This window comes from Collinsella aerofaciens, from assembly GCF_964243765.1.
Taxonomy (GTDB): domain Bacteria; phylum Actinomycetota; class Coriobacteriia; order Coriobacteriales; family Coriobacteriaceae; genus Collinsella; species Collinsella aerofaciens_BU.
The window spans coordinates 87,481-106,779 of record NZ_CAXTGI010000005.1 but is presented as its reverse complement, the minus strand read 5'-3'; the positions used below and the strand labels follow the sequence as shown (position 1 = coordinate 106,779).

The following is a 19,299-nucleotide window of genomic DNA, read 5'->3' as shown; positions in this document are numbered from 1 at the left end:
CTTGTTATTATCTCGAAAACTGAGTATTTCGCCATACCCAGCTCCCCGATAGGATGTTCCGTCAAGCAATGTACATGCCAACCAAGGGAGCAACCATGGCAGAACAGACCAGCAAGGCCGATCGCGTCAAACTCAATCGCGAGCTCGCGCAGATGCTCAAGGGCGGCGTCATCATGGACGTCACCACGCCCGAGCAGGCACGCATCGCCGAGGAGGCAGGCGCCTGCGCCGTCATGGCTCTCGAGCGCATCCCGGCCGACATCCGCGCCGCCGGCGGCGTGTCGCGCATGAGCGACCCCAAGATGATCAAGGGCATCCAGGAGGCCGTCTCCATCCCCGTCATGGCCAAGTGCCGCATCGGTCACATCGTCGAGGCGCAGATCCTGCAGGCCATCGAGATCGACTACATCGATGAGTCCGAGGTTCTCTCCCCCGCCGACGATGTCTACCACATCGACAAGACCCAGTTTGACGTCCCGTTTGTCTGCGGTGCCCGTGACCTGGGCGAGGCGCTGCGCCGCGTCGCCGAGGGCGCCACGATGATCCGCACCAAGGGCGAGCCGGGCACGGGCGACGTGATCCAGGCCGTTCGCCATATGCGCAAGATCCAAAAGCAGATCCGCGACGTTGTTGCCCTGCGTGACGACGAGCTCTTTGAGGCAGCCAAGCAACTGCAGGTGCCGGTCGAGCTGGTCCGCGAGGTCCATGCCACGGGCAAGCTTCCCGTCGTGAACTTTGCTGCCGGCGGTGTGGCGACCCCCGCCGACGCCGCGCTGATGATGCAGCTGGGCGCCGAAGGTGTCTTTGTCGGCTCGGGCATCTTTAAGAGCGGCGACCCCGCCAAGCGCGCAGCCGCCATTGTCAAGGCCGTGGCAAACTTCACCGACGCCAAACTCATAGCCGAGCTTTCGGAGGACCTGGGCGAGGCCATGGTCGGCATCAACGCCGACGAGATCGAGATCATCATGGAGGAGCGCGGGCGCTAGTCCAACAGAAAGGATCGCACATGAGCGATTACGCAGACCAGACGGTCACCGTGCTGGCGGTCCAAGGTGCTTTTGCCGAGCACGAGGCAAGGCTGTCCGAGCTGGGCGCACGTTGTATTGAGCTGAGGCAGGCGGCTGATTTGAAGCAGGACTTTGACCGTCTGGTACTTCCCGGCGGCGAGTCTACCGTTCAAGGGAAGCTGCTTGCCGAGCTTGGTATGCTCGATGAGCTTCGCACCCGCATTGTTGAGGGCATGCCCGTCCTGGGCACCTGCGCCGGCTTGATTCTGTTGGCGCGCGATCTTGCCGCCCACGACGATAAGGGGACGCCGCGCTTGGCAACCATGGATGTGCTCGTTGAGCGCAATGCTTACGGCAGACAGCTCGGCAGCTTTCGCACCAAGGGGCAGGTAGGCGGTATCGACGGTGAGGTGCCGCTGACGTTTATCCGCGCGCCCCGCATCGTCGAAGTGCACGGCGACACTGAGGCCCTAGCCGAAGTCGACGGTCGCATCGTCGCCGCCCGCCAAGGCAACCAGCTCGGCGTCACCTTCCACCCCGAGCTCGACGAAGACACCCACCTCCACGAACTGTTCCTGCAAATGTAGGCAGAATTTAAACGAGCGTGGATTTTCGGACATACAACAAATGAGAGTGGATAATCTCCCACTTTGAGCTTGAATGCAGGCTCAAACCGGGAGATTATCCACTCTCATCCTATGTAGTCGTTGGGGACGCTCTTAAACGACTAGTCAAACAAGAACGTCCCCAACGACCATATTGCGATAGACGACCACGTTTGCCCAGATAAAACCGACCAAAATAAACCTGTCCCTTTTTGGTAGGTTTGGATCAAGGCGACGCCGATGCCTTGGTACCGACAGCGAAAACCCGCCAGAGCGAGCAAGGTGCCTTGAAACGAGGCGGCATTGATCTTTTGGTCATGCCGCCGAAGTTGAAAGGCAGATTGCCGCCCTGGCGGGTTTGCAGCGTCGAGCAGTTACGGCGTTTGGTAAAACGCCGTAACTCAACTAGAAGCGGTTGCCGCGGAAGCCGCCACCGTTGCGGCCGCCACGGTCGCCACCGCGACCGCCGCGGTCGTTACCACGGTTGCCGCCGAAGCCACCACGGTTGCCACCGCGATCGCCATAGCCACCACGGTTGCCACCAAAGCCGCCGCGACCGCCACGGTCGCCGCCACGGTCGCCAAAGCCGCCACGGCCACCGCGATCGCCGCCGCGACCGCCACGGTCGCCGCCACGGCCACCGCGATCGCCAAAGCCGCCGCGACCGCCACGGTCGCCGCCACGGCCACCGCGCTCGTCACGGCCGCCGCGAGGACCGCGGTCCTCGTCCAGGCCCATGGCGACGAGCGGAGCGATAACCTTATCGAGAGCGGCCATCAGCTCGGTAGCCTCCTCGTAAGAAAGCTCGGGCAGGAGCTTCTCCTTCTTGTTGGCAAGCTCGACCAGGCCCTCAGCGGCATCCTCGGCAGCGAAGACAACGATCTTGCGCATATCGCCCTCGGCGTCGTCGATGCGGCCGACCAGATCGGCAGCCTCGGCCTCGGCCATCAGGCCATCGAGCTCACGAAGGCGCATGCCCAGCAGGTCGGACATTTCCTTCTGCTCCATCTTGGGCTTGAGGTCAAGAAGCTTGATGGCGCGCTCGATGTTCGCCATGCGCTCGGCCTTGGCCTCCTCCTCCTTGGAAATAGCAAAGCGACGGCTGCGCAGCAGGCGGGCGGCCTTCTGCATCTTGTCCATCAGCTCTTCGTCATCGTAATCAGCGGCGGCCTCGACAACCTCGGCCTCCTCCTCGGCGGAAACCTCGTCAGCAGCCTCAACCTCGGCAGCTTCGGTCTCCACGGTCTCGACTGCCTCGACCTCGGCAGCCATGGTCTCGTTCTCGGTCTCGTTCATGATCTCTTCGTTCTCAGACATGAGACTCCTTCTTGGCCCTCTCGGGCATCATCGCCCCATTCGCGGGGCCCGTCGCGCACTCTTTGCGCTTTAAACATTCATGCCTCTCGGCAAAACGCCCATTAGTTTATGGTGTCGCCATCCAATCTAGCTGCAGAATCTATGTGCACACATTAATGCGACATGTGCGACTCGCGGCGGGCGTACACCAGCGACACCGCGAACCCAGCCACGGCAATCACGGCCGCCACGCGCACGGCAGCCGCAAATCCGATCGCCTGGGCAACGTCTGCCGCAACGCCAGTGGCGCCGGCAACCGCCGCAGAACTCGAAAGCAGACCGATAAACAGCGATGGACCAAACGACGCGGCAATCATGTTCCACGTGTTGAGCAATGCCGTTCCGTGAGGATGCTCAGCGGCAGGCAGCGTCTCCAAGCCGGCCGTCTGCGAGGGGCTCAGCACTAAACCGACGCCAGCATACACCACAATGGTCAGTGCCACGACGACGCCGATGTTCATGCTTGCCGCCGTCATCGAAATGGTAGTCTGCCCCACGGCAATCAGGGCAAAGCCGACCGGCAGCAGCGGCCATGCGCCACGGGCGTCCATCACGCGTCCGCCCACAATCGAGGTCACGGCGTTGCAGGCAATCGCCGGCAAAATGAGCAGGCCCGCAACAAGAGCGGTCATGCCGTATGCGCCCTCAAAATAGAGCGGCAGCAAAACGCTCATCGAGAACGTCGTCATCATCGACACCACCACAAGCAGGCACGCAGGCCAAAAACGAACGCTCGCCATGGGGCGCACGTTGAGCACCGGATGTTCGAGCTTGAGCTGGCGGACCGCAAACAGGCCAAGCAGCACCACAGCGGCGAAAAGCGTCACGATACCGGTCATCACATTGGTCGAGAACTCGCCTACGGAATATACAAACGCCGTGATTCCGGCCGCTAGCAAAGCAACCGACAGAATATCAAGCGTAGTGTTCGAGCGCTCTCCAACATTCCGAACGAGCTTTGCTGCCGCCGCGGCGACCACGACACCGCCCACCAGCGGCACTACGAACACCGCCCTCCAGCCAAACAACGTGCACATAAGACCGCTGATCACGGGACCAAATGCCGGCCCTAGCGTAATGCAGGCACCGCCCAGGCTCAGATACAGACCGAGCTTCTCGCGCGGGGCGCAAGACAGCACCACGTTCATCATGAGCGGGAACAAGATGCCCGATCCCGCAGCCTGCAAAATACGGCTTGGCAGCAAGACGGTAAACGTTGGGGCGACCAGGCACAGGACTTCTCCGGCGACCAGGCATCCACATGCGAAAAACAGCAGCTTGCGCGTCGAGAAGCGACCGGAAAGAAAGGCCATGATGGCCGTAAAGATCGACGTCACGATCATGTAGCCCGAAACAAGCCACTGCGCCGTGATGGCACTCACCGAAAAGGCTGCCATGATGTCGTGCAACGCCACGTTAATGATGTTCTCGTTAAACGCGGCAACAAAGGCTGCGATATACATAACGACGAGAATTGCCGCAGTGGCCGATGACGTTACTTGAACTTGTTGCTGAGATTTGCTCCCCATGCATTTCCTTCCTCTTGGAACGACAGTCGTATCGCCCCAGAGGAACAGTCCAGGGCGAGGATGAGCCCTAGACTTACGCCAGACGCCGCACGCGACGAGTCTGGCAACATGGTCCAACGTCGAAAGATTGTAACGCGAACGCGCAGCTTTCCTTCCGCGCTATTATTGAAAGTCCACGAAAGCATGAGACATGAGGAGCCCTCCATGATTAAGCCCATCATGAAATCCGAGTTCTTTTTGCGCCTGCCTTCCGAAGACGCGGGACCCGACGATGCCGCGACCGGGCAGGACCTCCTGGATACGCTCCATGAGCATGAGCACGAGTGCGTGGGCCTTGCCGCCAACATGATTGGCGTGCGCAAACGCATCATCTGCGTAAAGGACGGCAACAGGGCGCTGCTGATGTACAACCCTCAAATTCTTGAGCAGGTCAATTCCTATCAGACGAGCGAAGGATGTCTCTCGCTTTCCGGCGAGCGCCCCTGTACTCGCTATCGCCGCATTAAGGTTGAGTATTTGGACGAGAATTTCGTCCACCGCATCAAAAACTTCTCGGGCTACACCGCCGAGATCATCCAACACGAAATCGACCACTGCAACGGGATTGTTATTTAGACAGCCAGGGTAACGATGCAGGTTGAGCACACGACAGCGAGCGAGCCGCATTTGCGCCAAGGTGACGTGAAATGAGAGGGCGCTGACCTTCTGGTCGCGCCCTCGAAATTGAACGTCAGATTGGCGTGAATGCGGCTCGCGCAGCGTCAAGTGGTCCGCCGTTCGGTAGAACGGCGGAACTAATTAGCTCTGGCGGTAATGATCGAAGAAGTCGGCGAGGTCTTCGAGCGACTCTTTGAGCACTTCCATGCGCGGCAGGTACACGATGCGGAAGTGGTCGGGCTCACCCCAGTTAAAGCCGCCGCCGCGCGTGATCAGGATCTTCTTCTCGTGCAGCAGGTCAAGAGCGAACTGCTCGTCATCGGTGATGTTGAACTTTTTAACATCCATCTTGGGGAAGATATAGAACGCCGCACGCGGCTTGACCACCGAGATGCCGTCGATCTTGTTGAGTGCCTCATACACAAAGTTGCGCTGCTCGTAGACACGACCGCCGGGGCGGATGTAGTTGTTAACAGACTGATGGCCGCCGAGCGCCGTCTGGACGATTGACTGAGCCGGCACGTTGGAGCACAGGCGCATGTTCGAGAGCATGTTGATGCCCATAATAAAGTCGCTCATGCAGCGCTGGTTACCCGAAAGCACCATCCAGCCAATACGATAGCCCGCGATCATGTGCGACTTGGAAAGGCCGCTAAAGGTGACGCAGGGCAGGTCGGGGGCGAGCGAGGCAATCGAAACGTGCTCGTAGCCGTCCATGCACAGGCGGTCGTAGATCTCATCGGCAAAAATCATGAGCTGGTGCCTGCGCGCGATCTCAACGATGCCCTCGAGTACCTCGCGCGGATAGACCGAACCCGTGGGGTTGTTGGGGTTGATGATGACGAGGGCCTTGGTCGCGCTCGTGATCTTGGACTCCATATCCTCCAGGTCGGGATACCAATCCGCTTGCTCATCACACAGATAGTGAACGGGATGACCGCCGGCAAGGGTTGCGCACGCCGTCCAGAGCGGATAGTCGGGGCTGGGGATCAGAATCTCGTCGCCATTGTCGAGCAGCGCGTTCATCGAAAGCTGAATGAGTTCGGACACGCCGTTGCCCGTGTAGATGTGCTCCATCTGAACATTGGGCAGGCCCTTGATCTGCGAGTACTGCATGATTGCCTTGCGCGCAGAGAACAGGCCGCGCGAGTTGGAATAGCCTTCGCAGTCGGGCAGCTGCTGGCGCATGTCCTTAATGACCTCATCGGGCGTGCGGAAGCCAAAGGGCGCCGGATTACCGATGTTGAGCTTGAGAATACGCTCGCCCTCGTCCTCCATACGGGCGGCCTCGTCGACGACGGGGCCGCGCACGTCATACAGGACGTTATCGAGCTTGGTGGATTTTGAAAAAGTACGCATGGTGGTGCTCCTTGGAATTTGAGCTGAGGGATGGGGTTCGGGCTTGGGTACGTTGCGAGGCGATGATTCCTCGCCTTGATCGGCGTCACCGGCGAGCAGCCAGGAAACATCGACCTCCAAAATACGAGCGAGCAGCTCTGCCACATCGCGCCGCGGGATCGTCTTGCCGCTCACATATTGGCTCATCTGACTCTTGCCGAGTTTTTTTCCGAGCATCTCCGATGCGCGGATTACGTCCGACTGGCGAACGTCGCGATCGGACATGGTCTGTCGCAGGCGATCGCTAAACGTCTCTTGGGCCATTAGAACCTCCTTGCTGGCAAAGTTCAATTTATAGAACACGAATTGAACCTAAGTTCAATTTAGGCAGCAGTATAGCGCCGTACCTTATTCGGAAGTTCAATTTCACAAGAAAACGTACCGAACTCCGAGATTTGCCCAAGGCGGACAATGACGCGCACGCGTTTAGAGATATTCAAGGAATCGAGCGGCGGCAAGCGAAACGTCAGCCGTGCGATATATCGCGTTGATCTGCCGATGGGGATGTCCCTCGAGCGGACGCACGGCGACATCGAACTGACAGCGGCGCAAGATGAGCGCCGGAAGAATACTCACGCCCAGACCGTCCTCGACCATGGCCATAATCGCATAATCATCCCAGGTCGATAGCTTAGAACGCACCGCCAGACCCGCGCGGCGAAACAGCGGCGTAATCTCGTCGTCGCTACCGCGTTCCAGAAGAATAAACTGCTCGTTGGCCAAATCGGCAAGGGAAACGACCTCCGCGGTGGCAAGCGAGGAGTCCGCTGGCACCACGGCCATCAGCTCGTCTTGCACCAACGGCCGCGACGCCATGCCGGCGCCGCGTGGCTCGCGCGGAATAAAGCCCAGGTCGCAGCGGCCTTCCGCCACCCATTGCTCAATCTCGGAGTAATCACCCATCAGCAGCTCGTAATCGACATCCGGATGATCGGCGCGAAAGCGCGCAATCACCGGCGGCAGTACATGGGTCGCCACACTCGAAAACGTACCAATGCAGATCTTGCCGCGCATGAGCCCACGCATCTCGTCCACGTGTCGCTGCAGGCGGCCAAACTCCTCGCAGAGCGCCTCAACCGCCGGCATGATCTGCCGCCCATCGGCAGAAAGCACCACACCCTCGCGGCTGCGGTCGAGCACCTTAAAACCCCAATCGGTCTCAAGGTCGCCCACCATGCGGCTCACGCCCGACTGCGAATAGCTCAGCCGCTCGGCGGCGCGCGTAAAACTGCCGGCCCGCACCGTCTCGAGCAGCACCTGCATCTTTTGAATATTCGTTTCCACGGCACCCCTCCACCTTTACATGAGTTTTTGTCATGTTATCCATGCATTATATTCGCTTTTCTTCTAAAGCCAGTTCACCCATAGTGAACATGCTCGGATATAGAGGGGATGTCAGCACATGAACAACGGATTGTTTACGTACTTAGCAGCATTGCTATTGTTTGGCTCCAACGGCATCATCGCCGCTGCCATCGCGCTGCCGAGCTCCGATATCGTACTGTTGCGCACGTTTTTGGGCGCTCTCACCCTTGCCGCCGTCCTCTTCATAACCAAGCGCCATAACCTGCAGGCTCCGTCTCGCCCCCGCGAGGCCGCAGCGCTCATCGTCTCGGGCGCCGCGCTGGGCGCCAGCTGGATTTTTCTGTTCCGCGCCTACCAGACGATCGGCGTCGGCGTATCCTCGCTGCTGTACTACTGCGGCCCCATCATCGTTATGGCCCTCTCCCCGCTCATTTTTGGCGAAAAGCTGACCGGCAGCAAAATCGCCGGCTTTATCGCCGTCGCCTGCGGTGCTTTTCTCATTGCAGCGCAAGGTCTAGGCGGCAATATGCCCATTGCGGGCATCGTCTGTGGAATCGCCTCGGCCTTCTGCTATGCATTGATGGTCATCGCCAGCAAGGGTGCGCCTCACATCGAGGGCCTCGAGAACTCCGCACTCCAAGTGAGCGCCGCCTTTGTGACCGCACTGGCCCTCACGCTCATCACGCAGGGCGCTCCCTCGTTCCTGTCCGCCGGCGTCGCCGCCAGCATTGATTGGCGCGCCGTCGCTATGCTCGGCGTCGTCAACACCGGCATTGGTTGCCTGCTCTACTTTAGCGCCGTCGCCAAGCTGCCCGTTCAGACCGTCGCCGTCGTCGGCTACCTCGAGCCGCTTTCGGCGGTCGTGTTCTCAGCCGCCCTTTTGGGTGAAGCCATAACACCGGTCCGCCTGATGGGCGCCGCGCTTATCATCGGCGGCGCGATTTTTTGCGAACTCGCCGGCAAACGCGCAAACGCCAAGGCTGGCATCGCCCAGATAGCACGTGCTTAAAAGCCCCTGCTTTGAAATGCTACCTGCGTAGATAAATAATCCCCAGCTGAGGATTATTGTCTAAAATAACCCGATGTGCCAAACTGCTCTTGTATGTATAAAGACGGCATAAAGTTTTTTGTCCTAGACAGATAACCGGATGTCTAAGGGAGTCCTCGTGGCACACAACAAACTGGAGGCAAACCTCCAAGACCAGCGCGGGCAAGGCGGGCACGGAGCCATCCCCCTCTCCGCTGGCATGCTGCTCGTAACGCTCGGCGTCGTCTATGGCGACATCGGCACGAGCCCCATGTACACCATGAAATCAATCGTCGCCAACAACGGCGGCATCGGTACCGTCAGCGAGGACATGATCCTGGGCGCGCTTTCGCTCGTCATCTGGACCATGACGCTCGTGACCACGGTCAAGTACGTGGTAATCGCCATGAAGGCCGACAACCACAACGAAGGCGGCATCTTCGCCCTGTTCAGCCTCGTACGCAAGGTGGCACCATGGCTGATTCTGCCCGCCATGATCGGCGGCGCGGCGCTGCTCGCCGACGGCATCCTCACCCCCGCCGTCACGGTCACCACAGCCATCGAGGGTCTACGCACCATCGAATGGGGCCATGCGCTGCTGGGCGACGGCCAGACCAACGTCATCATCATCACCATCATCATTATCTGCGGCCTATTTGCCATGCAGCGCGCCGGCACCTCGTCAATCGGCAAGCTCTTCGGCCCGCTCATGACGCTGTGGTTCCTGTTCCTGGCAGGCGCCGGTCTGTTCAACATGCTCGGCAACCTGTCCATCTTGCGCGCGCTCAACCCCATCCGCGGCATTATGTTCCTGTTCTCGCCCATCAACCATTCGGGCATTATGGTGCTCGGCTTTGTCTTCCTGTCGACAACCGGTGCCGAGGCACTCTACTCGGACATGGGCCACGTGGGCAAGGCAAACATCTATGCATCCTGGCCATTTGTTAAGGCGGCCCTTATCCTCAACTATCTGGGTCAGGGAGCTTGGCTACTCGCCAATAACTCCAACCCCCAGATGCTCGCGATGGATATCGTCAACCCGTTCTATATGATGCTCCCCGAGCCCCTACGCCCCTTTGCCATCGTGCTTTCGGCCGTGGCGGCCATCATCGCCTCACAGGCGCTCATCACCGGCTCGTTCTCGCTGGTATCCGAGGCAACGCGCCTCAACCTTATGCCGCACCTGCGCATCCACTACCCCAGCGACACCAAGGGCCAGCTCTATATTCCGCTCGTCAATAACATCATGTGGGTCGGCTGCATCTTCATCGTGCTGCTGTTCCAAAACTCCGAGCGCATGGAGAGTGCCTACGGCCTCGCCATTACCGTGACCATGCTTATGACCACCACGCTTTTGACGAGCTATATCGCCGGCATTCTCAAGCACAAGCTGGGCGCCTGCGTCTTCGCCCTGCTCTTCGGCGCCATTGAGCTGTGCTTTTTCGCCTCGTGCCTCACCATGTTCTTTGACGGCGGCTATGTGATGATCTTCTTGGCCGCACTGCTGTTTGGCCTTATGTATGTGTGGCGTCGCGGCACCGCCATCGAGCGCACGCAGACGATTCTGCTGCCCGTCTCCAAGTACATCGACCAGCTCAATCGCCTGCGCAATGACGAGACCTATCCCGTGCTCGCCGACAATCTGGTATTTCTCACCAACAGCCCCGACCCGCTCACACTCGACCGCGACGTGCTCTATTCCATTCTGGACAAGCACCCCAAGCGCGCCAAGGCATATTGGTTCATCAACGTGCACGTTACCGACGAACCCTATACGCACGAGTATTCCGTCGAGACCTTTGGCACGGACTTTTTGTTCCGCGTGCGCCTGGACCTGGGCTTTAAGGTCAACCAGCGCGTCAACGCCTATCTGCGTCAGATCGTCGGCGACTTGATGGCATCGGGCGAGCTGCCGCCGCAACATCACACCTACTCCATCTATGAGACGCGCGGCAACGTAGGTGACTTCCGCTTTTGCATGCTGCGCAAGATGCTTGCCCCCGAAACGGACATCAACCGCAATGACCACCGCGTGATGGCCATCAAGTACGCCGTCCGCCGCGCCTGCGGAAGCCCGGCACGCTGGTACGGTCTCGAGAACTCGGCCATCATCATTGAGTACGTACCGCTCTTTGCCCGCATGCGCCCGGCCGTCAAACTTGTGCGCACCCAGGTGCCGCTCGAGGTTCAGATCGAAGAGGCCGAGGAAATGGAGGTCGACATCTTCTCGGACGACTTGGTCAACGGCAACGAGGCCGGCAAGAGCATGAACGTCGATCCCACCGAGCTGCTCGAGAGCGTCGCCGATACGCCCGAACAGCAACTCGACGGACTCGAGAGCACCCAGTTCAACGACGCCAACTTCTAACACGCCACCAGCCATTGACGACAACGGCCTCGCATCTCATAAGAGGTGCGAGGCCGTTTTATGTCGCAACGGACCAGTGAGCTACGAACGACGCGGCTCGGGAACCACGAGCCTATCGGGGCTCGCGCCCTCGGCATCCATCAGGCTCACGTAACGAATCGACGGATCCCCATACATCGCGTAGTAATAATTGCCCGTGCGCGCGCTAAAGCATCCGGTATAGATAGTCTTCTCGAACTTGCCATCGCCCATCCTGGACGCCCCCTCAATCATCACCACGCCCTCGAGCGAGCGGAACATGCGAACGACGTTTTCGGTCTCGCTCTCCTTTTGCGGGTAATTGGCATTGAGGTACGCCGCCTTTACAAAACGGCTCGGCGAATAGCAATCGCCCGGAATGCCGCGCATGCCGGCACCGGCTCCATAGGGCTTAAGCTCGGCGCCACGCCATGTCGCCGTCTGCGGAAAATCGCTTGTGGCGGTGATATAGGTGCGCAGGTTTTCCATGTGCCACGGGAAGGTCGGCTGGTTGGCAAGGGTGTCGACCGGATCGTCGTATACATGCAGGCCGTCAGCCATCATCTCGACCACGATGCTGCGCTGGCTGTCGCCGATAATCCAATGGAGCAGCGACACGCCCAGCCCCTCTCCGGCAGATTTGGCGACAATCACCGTGTCGCGCAGCGCGGCCTCGACCTCATCGACCGTCGAGAACGTCGCTGCCACCCACAGGGGAAACTCATAGGCCGCGATATTGTTCTTGCCGTCGACAGGGCCCTCGGCATACTCGGCATAGCCGGGAAAGTTGAGCCCCGCCACAGCCAGACCCGCATCGTTACCACAGTCGAAAAACATGGGATAGTTCTTGTAATCGATGCACATGCCGATTACCGCGTGTGCCGCCGACGCATCGTCGATAAACGAATACGGAATGTGAAACCCGCGCGGCATCACGCGAACCTGTTGGCCGTAGTCAAAGCTCCAGTCGAGGTTGCGGCCCAGATACATGTGGCCAGAATTATCGGTAAATCGAATGCTCGTACACATAGCGCCTCCTAGCTTTACGTTCTTGCTAAGGTTATTGTCACCAAACAAAAAGGCGCTAAACACAAAAGCCCGGACATGACAACAATGTCACGCCCGGACCAAAAGAGACGAAGTGCGGTGCTTTGGTCCCCTTAGACCAACTTTCCAAGACAGTGGTCGATCATATGCTGGACCATCTGCGCCTCAAAGCCCGCGTAGTCGCGGCGGCACTCCTTCATCTTGCCGTCGACGATCTGGTCAAAGGCAACCTTGCACTTGATGTAGCGCGTGGACTTGGTGACCTCCTCGTGCGTCAGGCAGCTCTCCTCCATCTTGCTGGCGCCCAGGCCAAACACCAGACGGGGGTTGTAGAGCACGTGGGGCTCGCCGGCATCGTCCAGGTAGACGCAGACCTTCTTGGTAACGCCAATCTGATTGGCGGCCAAGCAGCCGGCATCATCGAGCGACTTGATGGTATCAATCAGATCCTGAGCGACCGATTCGTCCTCGACAGTCGCAACCTCGCAACGCTGAGACAGGATAGCCTCGTCGCGGCAGAGCTCTTTAATCATACGTTCCTCCATAGGGGTCGTTGTAACCGCTTAAGTATACGGTACCTACACAATTTCATGCGAAAGATACCGCCCGTCCGTTACAAACCGCCGAACATCAACATGTGAGGAACACCAACTTCACAAAGGCGATATAGTGGGTGAGTTCGTGTCAATCGGCCTAAACTCGGGGCCGAACAAGGAAAGGGTATGCATGGACGAACTATTTCACGTCAGTGAGCGCAAGTCCACAATTGGGACCGAACTTCGCGCTGGACTGACAACATTCCTGGCGATGGCCTACATCATCGCCGTCAACCCCGCGGTACTCTCGGGCGCTGGCATCGATGCGGGAGCGCTCGCCTGCGCCACCTGCCTGGGCGCCGGCATCATGACCATCTGCATGGGCATCTTCGCAAACCGCCCGCTCGCCTGCGCGTCGGGCCTGGGCATCAACGCCATGATCGCGGGCATCGCCACCACCATGTGCGGCGGCGACTGGCACGTGGCCATGAGCGTTATCTTCCTCGAGGGCATCGTCATCTTGCTGCTCGTCCTGTGCGGCCTGCGCGAGGCCATCATGGACGCCATCCCCGTGGTCCTGCGCCACGCCATCTCGGTGGGTCTGGGCCTGTTTATCGCCATGATCGGCCTGTGCGACGCCGGCATCATCACCGCTGGCGCCGGTACGCTTGTCGGCCTGGGCGACATCACCTCCCCCACCTTTATCGTCGGCATCATCTCCATCGTCGTGACGGTCGCCCTGGCTTCCCGCAACGTGCCGGGCTCGCTGCTCATCGGCATCATCGTCGCCGTTATCGCCGGTATCCCGCTGGGCGTCACTCATGCGCCCGAGGGCCTCATCGCACCGCTCGACTTCTCGACCTTTGGCGCCCCGTTTGCCAGCACCGCCGATGGCAACATGGCCATCGTGAAGGTTCTGACCGACCCGATGCTGCTCGTCGTGGCCTTCTCGCTGCTCATGAGTGACTTCTTCGACACCATGGGCACCGCGATGGCCGTCGCCAAGCAGGGCGAGTTCCTGACCGAGGACGGCAATGTCGAGGACATCCGTCCCATCCTGGTCGTCGACTCCGTGGCCGCTGCTGCCGGTGGCTTTATGGGCGTCTCCTCCATCACCACTTTCGTCGAGTCCACGTCCGGCGCTGCCGACGGTGGCCGCACGGGTCTCACCTCCGTCACCACCGGCGTGCTGTTCATCCTCGCCGCGTTCTTCTCCCCCATCGTCACCATCGTTTCCAGCGCCGCCACCTGCGGTGCTCTGGTCTACGTCGGCTACCTCATGATGAGCGAGGCCTCCGAGATCGACTGGTCCGACGTGTCGCAAGGTTTCCCGGCGTTCATGATTGTCGCCGGCGTGCCCTTCACTTACTCCATCTCTGCCGGCATTGGCCTGGGCTTTATCGCCTACGTGATCGTCGCGCTCTTTAAAGGCGAGGCCTCCAAGATCAAGCCGCTCATGTGGATCGCAGCACTTGCCTTCCTCGTCTACTTCTTTGTAGCGTAGGCGCAAGATTTGCAATACCAAACAGCAAAGCGCGGAGTCGCATCGAGCGGCTCCGCGCTTTGCTTTTAAAGCCAGGCGCCACACGGACGCGCGATGTATTGCTTCGCAAGTTTTGGACGTTTTGCTCTCCAAACGGCACTACCGCCGGCTACATCCTGCAGATATGCTGGGCGTAATCGCATAGGCCCTATGAGGATGGGAGTAACCATGGCCGCCTTGTTCACGACCCCCAAGCGCAATGACAAAACCTCTGGAGCCCATTTTGTCGAGCCCGACGTGCGCCGTCGCACGCTGCTCGCACACGGCAGCTGGCGCCGCGTGACACGCCGCATCGTTGTAGGCGCCGTATGCGCGCTCACGGTAAGTTCGCTGCTCATGCCGAGCGTCTCGCTCGCGGCCGAGTGGGTGGACGTCGGCGGCACCCAATACAACGCCGGCACCGCGGCGGGCGACGCCGCCGGCACCTGGAGCTGGGACGGCGCCGACGACATGAAGCTCAACGGCTATAACGGCGGCGCGATCGAGGCAGCGGGCAAGCTCAACGTGAGCTACGAGGGCAACAACACCGTCACTAACGACAACGGCCGCGGCATCAAGGTTAAGGATGGCGCGAACGAGAACGCCGAGCTTAATATTCAGGGCGACGCGTCCAGCACGCTCAACGTGACATCTTCTCGTGACGCCATCACTTCCGTCGGCAACATCAACATCGACGGCGCTGGCACTGTCAACGCCACGAGCACCGAGCACGATGCCATCGATGCCGGGGGCGATGTCACCATCAAGGGCTCGGGAAACGTTAACGCCACGGGCGATTCGGATGGCATCAGGGCCGACGGCAACATCACGATCGACAACAGCGGAACCGTCACCGCCAAGGCCACCGAGGATCAGGGTATCGATGCTAACGAGAACCTCATCATAAAGGGCGGCGGCAAGGTAGAGGCAAGCTCTATCAAAGACAATGCGATTTGGGCCGACGGCAACATCGAGATCTCGGGTGGCAGCCAGGTCAAGGCAAGCTCCGAGGAAGACGCCGCCATCGACGGTAAAAACAGCCTCACGGTCACGAACGCTTCCCTCAACGCAAGTGGCGTTGGGTATGGCATCTATGTCTACAAGGGCATCACGCTCGATGGCGCGACCGTGACGGTCCGCGCAAGCTCAGATGGCGGGGAAGCCAGCGCACTCTTCACCGATGAGGACGACATCGTCATCAAGAACGGCTCGACTGTGGATGCGCTCGCAGAAGGCAGGTTCTCGGTTGCAATCTCCACCAGTAATTTCTACTCCGACGAAGCGGGTGGCCATATCTACATCAGCGACTCCGTTGTCAAGGCCATAGCCCGCTATGCCGAGACCGGCGGCGACGGCCCCGACCACTACAGTGGAGACCAAAACGACGAAATCATCCCTGAGTCCGAGGGCCTGAACATCGGCATCTTCGCGCAGACCGAGAAGGGCATCACGCCCGCGACCATCTCGATCGTCCGCAGCAAGGTCACGGCCGAGGGAGACACGGCGGCTATCTTCGCCCTTGCCATGAGCGCGGACGGCAAGGCGATCGGCACCATCGAAATCAAGGACGCCACCATCCAGACGCCTGCAGGCGGCAAAGTCATTGACTATCGCAACAAGGAAGAGCTCAGCGACGGCATCGTCTACGAGGCGGGGCAGACCATCGGCACGGGCGATGCCACGATTGACTCCCCCTATGACGCCGCTGTCGCCAAGAGCACGGTCATCGTGCCTCCCGAGGAGACCAAGCCCGAGGAAAAGCACGGCAAGACCAAGCCCGAGGGTTCCAAGTCCGAGGGCACGAAGACAACCAAGACCGTTGCAGTTGCAGCCAAGGGAGCCAAGACCGTCGGCAAGCTCGCGGCAACCGGCGACACCTCGAACGCAGCCATCGTGGCAGCCGCCCTTGCGGGAACAGCCGCCATCGCCGCAGGCGCCCTGGCGAGTCGCAAACGCTCGTAAACACTTTTTCGCACAGGACGGGTGGATCGCAGCCCTTGCCTTCCCCGTCTACTTCTTCGTAGCGTAAGGGCAAGGCTGCAAAAGCTGAACAATAAAGCGCGGAGTCGCCATGCGGCCCCGCGCTTTTCTTTTAGCGTTGGTCCCTGCGCCGGCGTGCGGCCTATTTCTCCCCCATTTTGGCCATTTTGCCCTCCAAACGGCACTACCGCCGGCAACATCCAGCAGATACGCTGAACCTAGCCGTATAGGCCCTATGAGAACGGGAGCAACCATGGCAGCCTTGTTCACGACCCCCAAACGCAATGACACTACCGCCGGAACCCATGTTGCCGAACCCGACGTTCGCCGTCGCATAGGACTCGCGCACGGCAGCTGGCGCCGCGTGACGCGCCGCATCGTCGTAGGCGCCGTGTGCGCGCTCACGGTGAGCTCGCTGCTCATGCCGAGCGTCTCGCTCGCGGCGGAATGGGTCAAGGTCGGCGAAACCAAATACAACGCCGGCACTGCGGCGGGCGACGAGACCGGCACCTGGTCGTGGGACGGCGCCGACGACTTGAAGCTCAACAACTATAACGGCGGCGAGATCCAGGCCGCAGGCAAGCTCAACGTGAATTACTCGGGAAACAACATCGTCACTGCCGACTGGATCAAAGGCATCAAGGCTTCTCATGGCAAGAATGAGAACGCCGAGCTCAATATCCAAGGCGACGCGGGCAGCACGCTCAGCGTGACATCTACTGAGGACGCTATCCTCTCCACGGGTAATATCAACATCGACGGAGCCGGATCCGTCAACGCCACGAGCGCTGGGTTTGATGCCATCGACGCCGAGGGCGATCTCGCTATCAAAGGTTCGGGCAACGTCAACGCCACGGGCGTATCGGATGGCATCAGGGCAAACGGCAATATCACGATTGACGACAGCGGGGCCGTCACCGCCAGGGCTACCAAGGACAAGGGTATCGGAACCGACAAGAACCTCACCATCAAGGGTGGCGGCACAGTCGAGGCAAGCTCAGCCGATGGTGAGGCCATTTGGAGCGGCGGCAACATCAATATCTCGGACGGCAGCCAGGTCAAGGCGAGCTCCGAGAAAGACGCCGCCGTCGAGGCCAAGGGCAGCCTCGCAGCCACAAACGCCTCCCTCAACGCAAACGGTGTTGAATATGGCGTCTATGCCCACAAGGGCATCACACTCGATCATGCAAACGTGACAGTCCGCGCGAGTAAAGGCAGATACGGTGACGCCATTGCCCTCTTCACCTACCAAGACGATATCGTCGTCAAGAACGGCTCCACCGTGGACGCGTTTGCGGAAGGCGAGGTTTCGGCTGCATTCTCCACCAGAAACGATCGACCCAACGAGGAGGGTGGCCACATCTACATCAGCGACTCCGTTGTCAAGGCCATAGCCCGCTATGTCGAGAACGGCGACGGCCCCATCCCCTACAGCGAAAACCAAGATGGTGAGACGAGCCCCGAGCCCCAAGGCGAGAACATCGGCATCATCGCCCAGACCAGCGAGGGCGTCACACCCGCAGTCATCTCGATCATCCGCAGCAAGGTAACGGCCGAAGGAGATACAGCGGCAATCTTTGCCCGTGCCATGAGCGCTGACGGCAAGACAATCGGCACCATCAAGATTGAGAACGCCGCCATCCAGACGCCCGAAGGCGGCAAGGTCATTGACTATCGCAAGCTCCGTGACGGCATCTACGAGGCAGGCCAAGCCATCGGCACGGGCGACGCTGTGATCGACTCCCCCTATAACGAAGCTGTCGCCAAGAGCATGGTCATCGCACCTCCCGAGGTAGCCAAGCCGGAAGACCCCAAGCCCGACGAGACCAAGCCCGCAGAAAGCAAGCCCGCGGAGTCCAAGCAGAACCCCAAGCCTGAGGGCTCAAAGCCGACCAAGGCCGTTGCGGCTTCAATCACGAAAGCCAAGACTACCGGCGTGCTCGCGGCAACCGGCGACACCTCGGGTGCGGCCATCGTGGCAACCGTCCTTGCGGGAACAGCCGCTATCGCCGCAGGCACCATGGCGAGCCGCAAGCGCTCTTAGACGCCTCTGCGCACATGGCAGCTCCCGCGAAGGCCCCGAGTCCCAGCACCGTTTAACAACGCCACCGCCGAGCTCCCCTCCGGCGGTGGCGTTTTCCATATGCGTCCGCAGGGTATGCACGAGATTGTCTTTGGTCTAGCCCAACCTGCATGAGCCGGCGTGCGACAATGGGGGCCGTCGATATCACAACGCCGAGAGAAGCCCGTCATGGAAGCGCATCAGAAGCAGATAACCGTTTATTCAGAGTGTGCGGAAGGCGCACCTGTCATTTACCTCCCCGTGGTTGTGGGCGACGGTAATGAAGTCTACGAGCGCTGCCGAGAGCTCGACTGCCCACCGTTCACCCTTGTCGCCATTGGCGGACTCGATTGGAATCGTGAGCTGAGCCCCTGGGTATGCGACGGTACCGTGCGCGATGCCGAGCCCTTTGGTGGACAGGCCGCTGGTTTTCTTGACGAGTTGTTGAAGCAGATAATCCCAGAGGCCGAATCATCGCTCCCGCAACCGCCCACCTGGCGCGGCGTTGCCGGCTACTCGTTGGCGGGTCTTTTTGCACTGTGGGCACTTTGGCAAACAGATGTCTTTGAGCGCGCGGCGAGTGCATCGGGGTCGCTGTGGTTCCCCGGCTTTATCGACTACGCGCGCGAGCGCACGATGACAGCTACGCCCGACGCCGTCTATCTGTCACTCGGCAAAAAGGAAACCAAGACGCCCAACCGCATGATGCGGCACGTACTCGACGATACGCGCGCGATGGAAGAGCTGTTTATCGAGCGTGACATTCCAACAACGCTGGAGCTCAACCCCGGCAATCACTTTACCCAAACTGACCTGCGCATGGCACGCGGCATCCACTGGATACTGACGCATTAAAAATGGCATCCACGCGTACATACGCAT

The 19,299-nt window shown here is 60.0% G+C and carries 15 protein-coding genes; 9 read left to right on the top strand and 6 right to left on the bottom strand.

What is annotated here, in order from left to right; all coding sequences use genetic code 11:
- Nucleotides 1–95: 95 nt before the first annotated feature.
- A complete protein-coding gene (pdxS, locus tag ACESSC_RS05135) occupies nucleotides 96–986 on the top strand; it encodes a pyridoxal 5'-phosphate synthase lyase subunit PdxS (protein WP_373161630.1) in 891 nt (296 codons plus the stop codon).
- 20 nt (nucleotides 987–1,006) lie between these two features.
- Nucleotides 1,007–1,594: a pyridoxal 5'-phosphate synthase glutaminase subunit PdxT gene (gene pdxT, locus ACESSC_RS05130; RefSeq protein ID WP_373161628.1), complete on the top strand. Its 588-nt coding sequence runs from the start codon at nucleotides 1,007–1,009 to the stop codon at nucleotides 1,592–1,594.
- Between the two features lie 423 nt (nucleotides 1,595–2,017).
- On the opposite strand, the gene ACESSC_RS05125 is transcribed toward pdxT, so the two are convergent.
- Nucleotides 2,018–2,929 (bottom strand): hypothetical protein, encoded by a 912-nt coding sequence (locus tag ACESSC_RS05125; RefSeq protein WP_117774394.1) that lies wholly within the window; start codon nucleotides 2,927–2,929, stop codon nucleotides 2,018–2,020.
- A 152-nt stretch (nucleotides 2,930–3,081) separates the two neighbouring features.
- The gene (locus ACESSC_RS05120) at nucleotides 3,082–4,497 is read right to left on the bottom strand and encodes an MFS transporter (RefSeq protein ID WP_373161625.1); all 1,416 of its coding nucleotides are present in this window, start codon (nucleotides 4,495–4,497) and stop codon (nucleotides 3,082–3,084) included.
- Between the two features lie 204 nt (nucleotides 4,498–4,701).
- Between ACESSC_RS05120 and ACESSC_RS05115 the strand changes: the two genes are divergently transcribed.
- Nucleotides 4,702–5,112, top strand: a complete 411-nt coding sequence (locus tag ACESSC_RS05115) for a peptide deformylase (protein ID WP_373161622.1) — start codon at nucleotides 4,702–4,704, stop codon at nucleotides 5,110–5,112.
- A 183-nt stretch (nucleotides 5,113–5,295) separates the two neighbouring features.
- Here the strand turns inward: ACESSC_RS05115 and ACESSC_RS05110 are convergent, their stop codons facing one another.
- The gene (locus ACESSC_RS05110) at nucleotides 5,296–6,816 is read right to left on the bottom strand and encodes an aminotransferase class I/II-fold pyridoxal phosphate-dependent enzyme (RefSeq protein WP_117563530.1); all 1,521 of its coding nucleotides are present in this window, start codon (nucleotides 6,814–6,816) and stop codon (nucleotides 5,296–5,298) included.
- A 162-nt stretch (nucleotides 6,817–6,978) separates the two neighbouring features.
- Nucleotides 6,979–7,836: a LysR family transcriptional regulator gene (locus ACESSC_RS05105; RefSeq protein WP_373161620.1), complete on the bottom strand. Its 858-nt coding sequence runs from the start codon at nucleotides 7,834–7,836 to the stop codon at nucleotides 6,979–6,981.
- Between the two features lie 118 nt (nucleotides 7,837–7,954).
- Here ACESSC_RS05105 and ACESSC_RS05100 point away from each other — a divergent pair, with 118 nt between their 5' ends.
- Together ACESSC_RS05100 and ACESSC_RS05095 are read left to right on the top strand one after the other, a co-directional pair.
- On the top strand, nucleotides 7,955–8,866 hold the full coding sequence (locus tag ACESSC_RS05100; RefSeq protein WP_117647433.1) for a DMT family transporter: 912 nt from the start codon (nucleotides 7,955–7,957) through the stop codon (nucleotides 8,864–8,866).
- Nucleotides 8,867–9,005: 139 nt separating this feature from the next.
- The gene (locus tag ACESSC_RS05095) at nucleotides 9,006–11,252 is read left to right on the top strand and encodes a KUP/HAK/KT family potassium transporter (RefSeq protein ID WP_118448785.1); all 2,247 of its coding nucleotides are present in this window, start codon (nucleotides 9,006–9,008) and stop codon (nucleotides 11,250–11,252) included.
- A gap of 81 nt (nucleotides 11,253–11,333) precedes the next feature.
- On the opposite strand, the gene bsh is transcribed toward ACESSC_RS05095, so the two are convergent.
- Both bsh and ACESSC_RS05085 read right to left on the bottom strand, forming a co-directional pair.
- The gene (gene bsh, locus ACESSC_RS05090) at nucleotides 11,334–12,299 is read right to left on the bottom strand and encodes a choloylglycine hydrolase (protein WP_117629622.1); all 966 of its coding nucleotides are present in this window, start codon (nucleotides 12,297–12,299) and stop codon (nucleotides 11,334–11,336) included.
- Between the two features lie 131 nt (nucleotides 12,300–12,430).
- Nucleotides 12,431–12,850: a peptide deformylase gene (locus tag ACESSC_RS05085; protein ID WP_117647429.1), complete on the bottom strand. Its 420-nt coding sequence runs from the start codon at nucleotides 12,848–12,850 to the stop codon at nucleotides 12,431–12,433.
- Between the two features lie 193 nt (nucleotides 12,851–13,043).
- On the opposite strand from ACESSC_RS05085, the gene ACESSC_RS05080 reads away from it, so the two are divergent.
- The 4 genes from ACESSC_RS05080 to ACESSC_RS05065 all read left to right on the top strand — a co-directional run bounded on the left by ACESSC_RS05080 (nucleotide 13,044) and on the right by ACESSC_RS05065 (nucleotide 19,272).
- A complete protein-coding gene (locus ACESSC_RS05080) occupies nucleotides 13,044–14,357 on the top strand; it encodes an NCS2 family permease (RefSeq protein ID WP_316369132.1) in 1,314 nt (437 codons plus the stop codon).
- Nucleotides 14,358–14,564: 207 nt separating this feature from the next.
- The gene (locus ACESSC_RS05075) at nucleotides 14,565–16,337 is read left to right on the top strand and encodes an LPXTG cell wall anchor domain-containing protein (protein WP_373161616.1); all 1,773 of its coding nucleotides are present in this window, start codon (nucleotides 14,565–14,567) and stop codon (nucleotides 16,335–16,337) included.
- 271 nt (nucleotides 16,338–16,608) lie between these two features.
- Nucleotides 16,609–18,399, top strand: a complete 1,791-nt coding sequence (locus ACESSC_RS05070) for a hypothetical protein (protein ID WP_373161614.1) — start codon at nucleotides 16,609–16,611, stop codon at nucleotides 18,397–18,399.
- A 207-nt stretch (nucleotides 18,400–18,606) separates the two neighbouring features.
- The gene (locus ACESSC_RS05065) at nucleotides 18,607–19,272 is read left to right on the top strand and encodes an alpha/beta hydrolase (RefSeq protein WP_373161612.1); all 666 of its coding nucleotides are present in this window, start codon (nucleotides 18,607–18,609) and stop codon (nucleotides 19,270–19,272) included.
- Nucleotides 19,273–19,299 lie beyond the last annotated feature (27 nt).

Coding starts and splice junctions, on each gene's coding strand:
- ACESSC_RS05115 (WP_373161622.1), top strand. CDS start 4,702: ATGATTAAGCCCATCATGAAATCCGAGTTCTTTTTGCGCCTGCCTTCC.
- ACESSC_RS05065 (WP_373161612.1), top strand. CDS start 18,607: ATGGAAGCGCATCAGAAGCAGATAACCGTTTATTCAGAGTGTGCGGAA.
- ACESSC_RS05110 (WP_117563530.1), bottom strand. CDS start 6,816: ATGGCCCAAGAGACGTTTAGCGATCGCCTGCGACAGACCATGTCCGAT.
- ACESSC_RS05095 (WP_118448785.1), top strand. CDS start 9,006: ATGTCTAAGGGAGTCCTCGTGGCACACAACAAACTGGAGGCAAACCTC.
- ACESSC_RS05120 (WP_373161625.1), bottom strand. CDS start 4,497: ATGGGGAGCAAATCTCAGCAACAAGTTCAAGTAACGTCATCGGCCACT.
- ACESSC_RS05100 (WP_117647433.1), top strand. CDS start 7,955: ATGAACAACGGATTGTTTACGTACTTAGCAGCATTGCTATTGTTTGGC.
- ACESSC_RS05085 (WP_117647429.1), bottom strand. CDS start 12,850: ATGATTAAAGAGCTCTGCCGCGACGAGGCTATCCTGTCTCAGCGTTGC.
- ACESSC_RS05080 (WP_316369132.1), top strand. CDS start 13,044: ATGGACGAACTATTTCACGTCAGTGAGCGCAAGTCCACAATTGGGACC.
- pdxS (WP_373161630.1), top strand. CDS start 96: ATGGCAGAACAGACCAGCAAGGCCGATCGCGTCAAACTCAATCGCGAG.
- ACESSC_RS05075 (WP_373161616.1), top strand. CDS start 14,565: ATGGCCGCCTTGTTCACGACCCCCAAGCGCAATGACAAAACCTCTGGA.
- ACESSC_RS05070 (WP_373161614.1), top strand. CDS start 16,609: ATGGCAGCCTTGTTCACGACCCCCAAACGCAATGACACTACCGCCGGA.
- bsh (WP_117629622.1), bottom strand. CDS start 12,299: ATGTGTACGAGCATTCGATTTACCGATAATTCTGGCCACATGTATCTG.
- pdxT (WP_373161628.1), top strand. CDS start 1,007: ATGAGCGATTACGCAGACCAGACGGTCACCGTGCTGGCGGTCCAAGGT.
- ACESSC_RS05125 (WP_117774394.1), bottom strand. CDS start 2,929: ATGTCTGAGAACGAAGAGATCATGAACGAGACCGAGAACGAGACCATG.